This is a genomic window from Methanospirillum hungatei (assembly GCF_020216685.1).
In the GTDB taxonomy this organism is placed as follows: Archaea; Halobacteriota; Methanomicrobia; order Methanomicrobiales; family Methanospirillaceae; genus Methanospirillum; species Methanospirillum hungatei_B.
Genome location: NZ_JAIWNS010000219.1, coordinates 1 through 7,668, shown reverse-complemented (window position 1 = coordinate 7,668; position 7,668 = coordinate 1). Strand labels below are relative to the sequence as shown.

Annotated in this window: 7 protein-coding genes; 5 read left to right on the top strand and 2 right to left on the bottom strand. The window is 48.3% G+C overall.

The window, feature by feature from the left end; translation table 11 throughout:
* Positions 1-197 precede the first annotated feature (197 nt).
* A complete protein-coding gene (locus tag LDL35_RS13205; protein WP_304023237.1) occupies positions 198-1,913 on the top strand; it encodes an AMP-binding protein in 1,716 nt (571 codons plus the stop codon).
* A gap of 10 nt (positions 1,914-1,923) precedes the next feature.
* Here LDL35_RS13205 and LDL35_RS13200 read toward each other — a convergent pair whose 3' ends face one another.
* On the bottom strand, positions 1,924-2,586 hold the full coding sequence (locus tag LDL35_RS13200; protein WP_304023234.1) for a flavodoxin family protein: 663 nt from the start codon (positions 2,584-2,586) through the stop codon (positions 1,924-1,926).
* A gap of 266 nt (positions 2,587-2,852) precedes the next feature.
* Between LDL35_RS13200 and LDL35_RS13195 the strand changes: the two genes are divergently transcribed.
* From LDL35_RS13195 to LDL35_RS13180, 4 genes are all read left to right on the top strand, one after another.
* A complete protein-coding gene (locus tag LDL35_RS13195) occupies positions 2,853-4,142 on the top strand; it encodes a phenylacetate--CoA ligase (RefSeq protein ID WP_304023231.1) in 1,290 nt (429 codons plus the stop codon).
* Positions 4,142-5,443: a phenylacetate--CoA ligase gene (locus LDL35_RS13190; protein WP_304023228.1), complete on the top strand. Its 1,302-nt coding sequence runs from the start codon at positions 4,142-4,144 to the stop codon at positions 5,441-5,443. The genes LDL35_RS13195 and LDL35_RS13190 overlap by 1 nt, the downstream gene beginning before the upstream one ends.
* Entirely contained in the window at positions 5,443-5,877 is a 435-nt protein-coding gene (locus LDL35_RS13185) for an ACT domain-containing protein (RefSeq protein ID WP_011448619.1), read from the top strand. The genes LDL35_RS13190 and LDL35_RS13185 overlap by 1 nt, the downstream gene beginning before the upstream one ends.
* An 83-nt stretch (positions 5,878-5,960) precedes the next feature.
* Complete coding sequence (locus tag LDL35_RS13180) at positions 5,961-6,500, top strand: DJ-1/PfpI family protein (protein ID WP_304023222.1); 540 nt, start codon at positions 5,961-5,963, stop codon at positions 6,498-6,500.
* A 63-nt stretch (positions 6,501-6,563) separates the two neighbouring features.
* Here LDL35_RS13180 and speD read toward each other — a convergent pair whose 3' ends face one another.
* The gene (gene speD, locus LDL35_RS13175) at positions 6,564-7,004 is read right to left on the bottom strand and encodes an S-adenosylmethionine decarboxylase (RefSeq protein ID WP_304023218.1); all 441 of its coding nucleotides are present in this window, start codon (positions 7,002-7,004) and stop codon (positions 6,564-6,566) included.
* Positions 7,005-7,668: the final 664 nt, after the last annotated feature.

Below are 7,668 nucleotides of genomic sequence, written 5' to 3'. Positions count from 1 at the left end.
CAGTGCTCCAACGGATCATCACCAAATCAGAAGACCCATTTGTCATCATCTGCACCGGATGCAAAGACCGCTGGAGCCCGTCGCCATGCCGGACTAGGCCACGACCCCTGTGCTCATATAGGTAGTACGAAAGCTGATTTAAAGATTATGATCGTCAGTCGCGACAGATAAATTCACGGAGAGTCCACCTGAGAACAATGGATTCAAAGGCCACTCCCGAACTGAGTTATGCCTGTGGGACTGCAGATTTCCCGCTACTTGGCCAGACCATCGGGGAGATTCTGAACGAGGTTGCAGAGAAGTATCCTGAAAACGAAGCGATAGTATCGCCACAACAGGAGATCAGACTTACATACCGTCAGTTTCGGGAGGCGGTGGATCAGGTTGCCCGGGGTCTTATGGCCCTTGATATCAACAAAGGGGATCGCGTTGGAATCTGGGCGATGAACTATGCCGAATGGATCATCGTGCAGTTTGCGACGGCCAAGATTGGGGCCATTATGGTCAATATCAACCCGGCGTATCGGACATTTGAGCTTGAATACTGTCTGAAACAGTCAGAGATCAAACTGCTCATCCTTCAGGGCCGGTTTAAGACCTCTGATTATGTGGGGATGTTTTACGAGACCTGCCCTGAGGCATATGAGTCACGGCCCGGGCGCATCCTCTCAGAGAAGTTTCCGTTCCTTAAAACCGTCGTATTCATGGGCGATATTCCGTACAACGGAATGTACCAGTGGGATGACCTCCTGAAAAAAGCAGAGAGTATCAGCCAGGATGAATTAATAGAACGCGAAAAATCACTTGACTTTGATGATGCCATCAACATCCAGTATACATCGGGAACCACCGGGTACCCGAAAGGAGTCGTGCTGACCCATCATGGGGTCCTAAATAACGGGTACATCATCGGGGAAGGTATGGGCTTTACCGAGAAGGACCGTCTCTGCATTCCGGTTCCATTTTATCACTGTTTTGGTATGGTCCTCTCAAATATGGCCTGTGTCTCGCATGGTTCAACGATGGTCATCCCCGGCCCGGCCTTTGATCCGGGGGATGTTCTGAGAACCATAGAAGCCGAACGGTGCACGGCGGTTCATGGCGTTCCGACCATGTTCATCGCTGAGCTCCGGCATCCAGACTTTGCAAAATTCGATCTCCGATCACTGCGGACCGGCATCATGGCAGGGTCTCCCTGTCCGATTGAGACGATGAAAGAGGTTGCAACCAAGATGCACATGTCTGAAGTGGTCATTGTGTATGGTCAGACCGAATTATCTCCGGGTGTAACGATGACCACCACCCGCGACCCGCTTGATAAACGGGTGACTACCGTGGGCCGGGTCTTCCCCCATACCGAGATCAAGATCATCGATCCTGAGACGAAGAAGATCATCCCCCGTGGAGAGATCGGTGAGATCTGTGCGAGGGGATACATGACCATGCGATGCTACTACAACAACCCGACTGCAACCAGGCAGGCAAAAGATGAGCATGGGTGGGTTCATACCGGAGACCTGGGGTCATTTGATCCTGAAGGATTCGTCCATATCGAGGGCAGGCTCAAAGACATGGTCATTCGTGGTGGTGAAAATATCTACCCGCGGGAGATTGAAGAGTTCCTGCATCAGCATCCAAAGATTGCCGATGTATATGTCATCGGGGTTCCGGATGAGAAGTATGGTGAAGAGCTGATGGCATGGATAAAACTTGAGGAAGGGGCGTCTCTGACCGAGGACGAGATTCGGACCTATGCAGACGGGAAGATTGCCCGGTATAAGATCCCCCGGTATTATGCCTTTGTTGATTCCTTCCCGATTACGGTTTCAGGAAAGATTCAGAAGTTTAAAATGCGGGAGATGGGTATTGAGATGCTCGGTCTTCAGGAAGTTGCCAGGATTAAAACAGCCTGAATACTCTCCTCTATAGCCACTTTTTGTCTGTAAAGTATTCGTATTCATAGGGCCACTCGTCTTTCCTGAATGATACCAGTTGTTTCATCCGCTCCAACATGGCTGCATGTCCTTCCTGCTGGTCAGGGTATTCTGCCTTCGTGAGAATTGCATCGGCAAGCTGGATTCCGAGCTGATAGGACTGATCCACCCCCTTTTGAAACATCTCCTCACCGTCAGAGAGGTTGACCCCCACCGATCCCACAACAGAGGCCCCCATGATGAAAAGCGACTGGTTCAGATAATCTGCAACCTCCTGTGCCCCTGAGCCTCCCGCAGTACTGACCGCTGCTGAATATTTTCCTAAAAGCCGCTGGCAGTGGACCGTGTCTGCCATCCGGTCAAGGAGGGTTTTCATCTTGGCGGTGACATTGTTGATATAGTTCGGGCTGCTCAGAATGATTCCGTCTGATTCCAGTATGACTTCATAGATGTCAGGAAATTCATCCATAAGGACACAGGATCCTGTTTTATAACAGGTATCACATGCTTTGCAATACTCAATCTCATAATTGTAAAGATCGATATGGACCGTTTCACATCCACCGTCAGAGGCACCGGTCAGGACAGTGGTCAGTAATAAATCTGTGTTACTCTTCTTCCTCGGGCTGCTGTTGATGCCGACAACCTGCATATAATTCTAAAAGGGAGTATCAAAAGATAAAGGAATGGGTTTTTTCAGGGTTTGTTTTTCCCCTGATCCCTGTCAGGTAATCCAGGGGTTATCCTGAAGATCCCCTCTAAAAACAGGATTATTGATAATATTAGTACACCTTCTCCTCTGTTTATCTCATATTATCAAAATCCATGTTCCATGTTATCGTGTAACAATGGTTATTCACTCTCCCTTCCAACGTAATTATCAAAGACTTCTTATGAGGAGTTCAGGATAGCACGGTTATGTTCTGGGATGAGGCAATTGAGACGATAAAACCTGCAGATCTGAAGATACTTCAGGAAAAGCGTCTTCGTGAAACAGTGTCCCGCTGCGCCAATGTCGGGTTTTACCAGAAAAAGTTTAAGGAAGCCGGTCTTCGTCCGTCTGATATTCAAACGATTGAGGATCTGCAGAAATTACCATTTACCCGGAAGACTGATCTGCGTGACGGGTATCCTTTTGGGTTTCTTGCAGTCCCGCTCAGGGATGTCGTCCGGATCCATACAACATCGGGGACTACCGGAAAACCCACGGTTGTCGGGTATACTGCCGGAGATATTAACACCTGGGCAGATCTGATTGCACGAAACCTGACCATGGTGGGTCTTACGAAAGATGACGTCTTTCAGAACATGGTTAATTACGGGATGTTTACCGGCGGACTCGGGTTCCACTATGGTGCAGAGAAGGCAGGTCTGACCGCGGTCCCAAGCGGAACTGGCAATACGAAACGGCAGATAGAGATGATTCATGATTTTGGAGTTACGGCTATTCACTGTACTCCAAGTTACGGTCTCCATCTTGCAGAGGCTGCAGCTGAGATGAAGATGGATCTGTCTTCCCTCAGAGTAGGTATCTTCGGTGCCGAACCCTGGTCAGAGAAGACCAGGAACGAACTGCAGGAGAAACTGGGTGTGGAGGCCTTTGACAGTTATGGGATGAGTGAGCTCTACGGTCCAGGGGTTGCCTTTGAATGCTCTGAACATAACGGGCTTCATATCTGGCATGACTCCTATCTGGTTGAGATTATTGATCCCAAGACTGGTGAGAACCTGGGTCCTGGAGAACGGGGAGAACTGGTAGTCACTCCCCTGACAAAAGAGGCAATGCCGCTCCTCCGGTACAGGACCGGTGATATCACCATGATCATGGAGGACGAGTGTCCCTGCGGCAGAGGTCCCAAACTTGCCCGCTTTACCGGCAGAAGTGACGATATGCTGGTCATCCGTGGTATCAACGTCTTCCCCAGTCAGATAGAGCATGTCCTTCTCTCCATCCCTGAGGTCGGCAATCACTACATGGTTTATGTTGACCGGGTAAACCATATGGATGAGATGACGATTGATGTTGAGGTTTCCCGTGAGAATTTCCATGGAGAACTGGCTGATCTAAAGAATGTACAGAATAAGGTCATAAAGTCTCTCCGCGATGTTCTCGAGCTCAGGACGACGGTTCACCTGGTTGAACCCGGAACTCTGCCCCGCTTTGAAGGAAAAGCAAAACGGGTGGTTGATCGGCGGGGTGATGACTGATGCGGTGCTGGGATCCGCGTATCGAGGAGATGCCCGTCGCTGACCTTCGAAAGCTTCAGTTTAAGCTCCTGAAAACCCTTGTTTACCGGGTTTACAGTTTTTCCTCATTTTATCACAAGCGCATGAAGGAAGCAGGGGTCCATCCTGATGATATTAATTCACTGGAGGATATTATCCGGCTTCCCTTTATGCATAAAAAAGACCTCCGGGATACCTACCCTGACGGTCTGATCATGAGCGAACAGGAGGAACTGGTTCGGTATCATGTGTCATCAGGAACGACCGGAAAACCTACGGTTGTCGGATACACGAAGAACGATATCTATAACTGGACCGAATCCCTTGCCCGCGCTCTGACGTCTGCCGGTATCGGACGGGGAGATGTGATGCAGGTCAGTTATGGGTATGGTCTCTTCACCGGTGGTCTTGGTCTTCATTACGGGGCTGAGCGGATTGGTGCAACGGTCCTTCCGACATCGGTTGGGAATACCGAGCGGCAGATCGAGCTGATGCAGGATCTGAGAGTTACTGCCATCGCCTGCACACCGTCATATCTCCTGCATATGGGAGAGGTTGCAGAGAAGATGGGGGTTTCAATTAAAAATGACACCCTTCTGCGAAAAGCCATTGTCGGAGCCGAGCCCTGGAGTGAGCAGATGCGGCTTCGGATTAAAGAGAGTCTTGGGGTTGACGCCTATGATATCTACGGGACCAGTGAACTTTCAGGGCCGCTCTTTTGTGAATGTGAATATCAACAGGGTTTTCATGTCTGGAGTGATCTGATCTATCCTGAAATTCTGGACCCTGACTCACAAAAACCTCTTCCGCCAGGCGAGCGTGGTGAACTGGTGGTGACCATGCTCCAAAAGGATGGTCTTCCCATAATCAGATACCGGACCGGTGATATCACCGCTATCAGGGAAGAACCATGCCCTTGTGGCAGAACCCATCCCCGGCTTGAACGGTTGTCAGGCAGGGTCGATGACATGCTTATCATCCGTGGTATCAATGTCTTCCCAAGTCAGATAGAACATGCCCTCCTTGGAATCCCGGAAGTTGCAGAACACTTTATGATTGAGGTTGACCGCAAGGGCGCCCTTGACGAGATGCTCATCAAAGTTGAGCTTGCAAAGGAAGCGTTTTCCGATAAGATTTCAGATCTGATGCGTACACAGCGGCATGTTGAAAAGGTTTTGAAGAGCTCATTGAATGTACAGGTATCGGTTGAACTGACCGAACCGGGAACCTTGCCCCGGTTTGAAGGGAAAGCAAAACGTGTGATTGACAAGAGGTTGATATAATGAGTTGTGAACAGTATATGATCCGCCAGATCTCCCTTTTTTCTGAGAATAAACCGGGCAGGCTGGCTGCAATGGCAAAGGCATGTCAGGAGGAGAATGTTAATATCCTAGCCTTCTCTATTGCGGAAGCGGAGGGGTTTGGTGTCATCAGGGCCCTTGTGGACAAACCTGATGTTGCATTTAAGAAACTCACCTCCATGGGTTTTAATGTCGCATTCACCCATGTCATTGCGGTTGAGATGAAGGATGAGCCGGGCGGCCTTTTTGAGATAGCATCAAAGCTCAGTGAAGCAGGAATAAATATCGAGTACTCCTATGCCTTCTCTGGTAAAAATAAGGCAATTCTGATCTTACGGGTAGATCAGGTTGAAGAGGCGATTCGTCTGCTTCATTCACACAAATTTACTCTCATTGCCTCTGAATCAATACAGTAATCCAGCATCCTCTCTTCTTTTTTTCGTGACTTCAGATCCATACCTTTATTGATTTGCGAGCAGACTTCCCTGCAGTGAGGAGCATGTCAGTGGAAAAGAAGGTTCTGATTGTCATTGCCCCGGTACAGTTTCGCGATGAAGAGCTCTCCGAACCGATAAAATATCTTGAAAAGGCTGGAATCGGGTATGATATCGTTTCAACACAGACCGGCCTTGCAATCGGGATGCTGGGTGGGAAGGTTCTTATTGAAAAGACCGTTCGTGACGTCAGCGAGGCCGGGATTACTCCCTATGCCGGAATACTGATTGTGGGTGGTGGCGGGTCGCCGAATCACCTGTGGAACAATAAATCTCTCCAGGCCCTTGTACAGGAGTTTGATGCTGCAGGAAAGATAGTATCGGCCATCTGCCTTTCCACGGTAGTTCTTGCACAGGCAGGAGTACTGAAGGGTAAGCAGGCAACGGTATGGAATGATGACGTCGCCATTCAACAGCTCAGGCAAGGGGGGGCGACATACAAGCCTGAACCGATTGTGTCTGACGGGCGGGTAATAACTGCGAATGGTCCGCCCGCTGCGGCAGGATTTGGAGAAAAGGTTGCCAAAGCCGTGCTGGCAGCGTAATCATTTTTTCAGAGTCAAACCAACGGGTTTTAAAAAGGATAAAAAGAAAAGGGTATTGAGGGTTTAATCCCGGAATGCAATATGAACGGTTACCTTATCTGCACCAAAGAATTCCCGGCAGAATTCAGCGGTGAGTTGTGGGGCGTATTCTTTGCATGAGAAGATATCAATGTAGGCAGCATTGGTCTCGTTTGCAAAGTGTGCTCCGATGAGTGAGGTTTCGATCAGCTGGGTCATGGAATATCCTGCTACGCGCTCACATGGGCCAAAGTTGATGATCTGTGGCTCTCCAAACCGCTTCATCTTAATCAGGTCACAGAGCTGAACGACGAATTCCCTGATCTTTCCTGCATCTCTGATGGTTTCCGGGTTGCAGTTCTTCAGATCAACGCTTGTATACAGACCCCAGGCGTTTCTGGATTTAAACTCCTCCATTATCTCCTGATCTGACTTTGCTGGTGCGGTTGCGATTCCTTCTCTGGTTGGAACAAGTGTGTCTATCATGGTGTATCTCCTTTTGACTCATTCACGTGTATGTCTGAGGATTTAAGGTTTACTCTGATCAAAACTGCTCAAATTGAAAAATTCCGCATTTTGAGCATTAAAAACGATTTTAGGCAATTTAAAACCATTTTAATGAAAAATTATCGATTTATCCTTGAAATTTAAATTTACGGCAAAACTGGGATTTTGATCTCGGTGTATAATCGAAATAAGTCATTTCTAATTCGTTTTAGGGCTTGCGCGTGATTTCAGGTCATTTTAATCATCAGGATCTCAATAAAATCTAAAATTTTCGTTTATTTTCTAATAAAAACATCTATTATGCAATATTTTCTGTGAGAAAAAGGGGAAATTTCCGGGCACTTTTTTTTCATCATTGTCAGTCGGGTTCTGACAGATGGCCTGATCATTCTTCATGAGGGCTATTTGATGAGGTGCCGCATAGGGTCAGGTCACTTTTGGGGCATCAAATGGGGTTTTGGTGGATATGTTCTTCCACCGGGAGTGAATGTGTGCGCTAATTTTTTCTGGATAAGAAAAACGGTAATAACAATACAACAGCGATGATCAGCCAGAACTGCGCAAACAGATAAAGCAGATGTTCCTGTCCTTCATCATAATATCTTATCTCAACCGACCTGACCTGCCTCCAGGAGATGGTTGT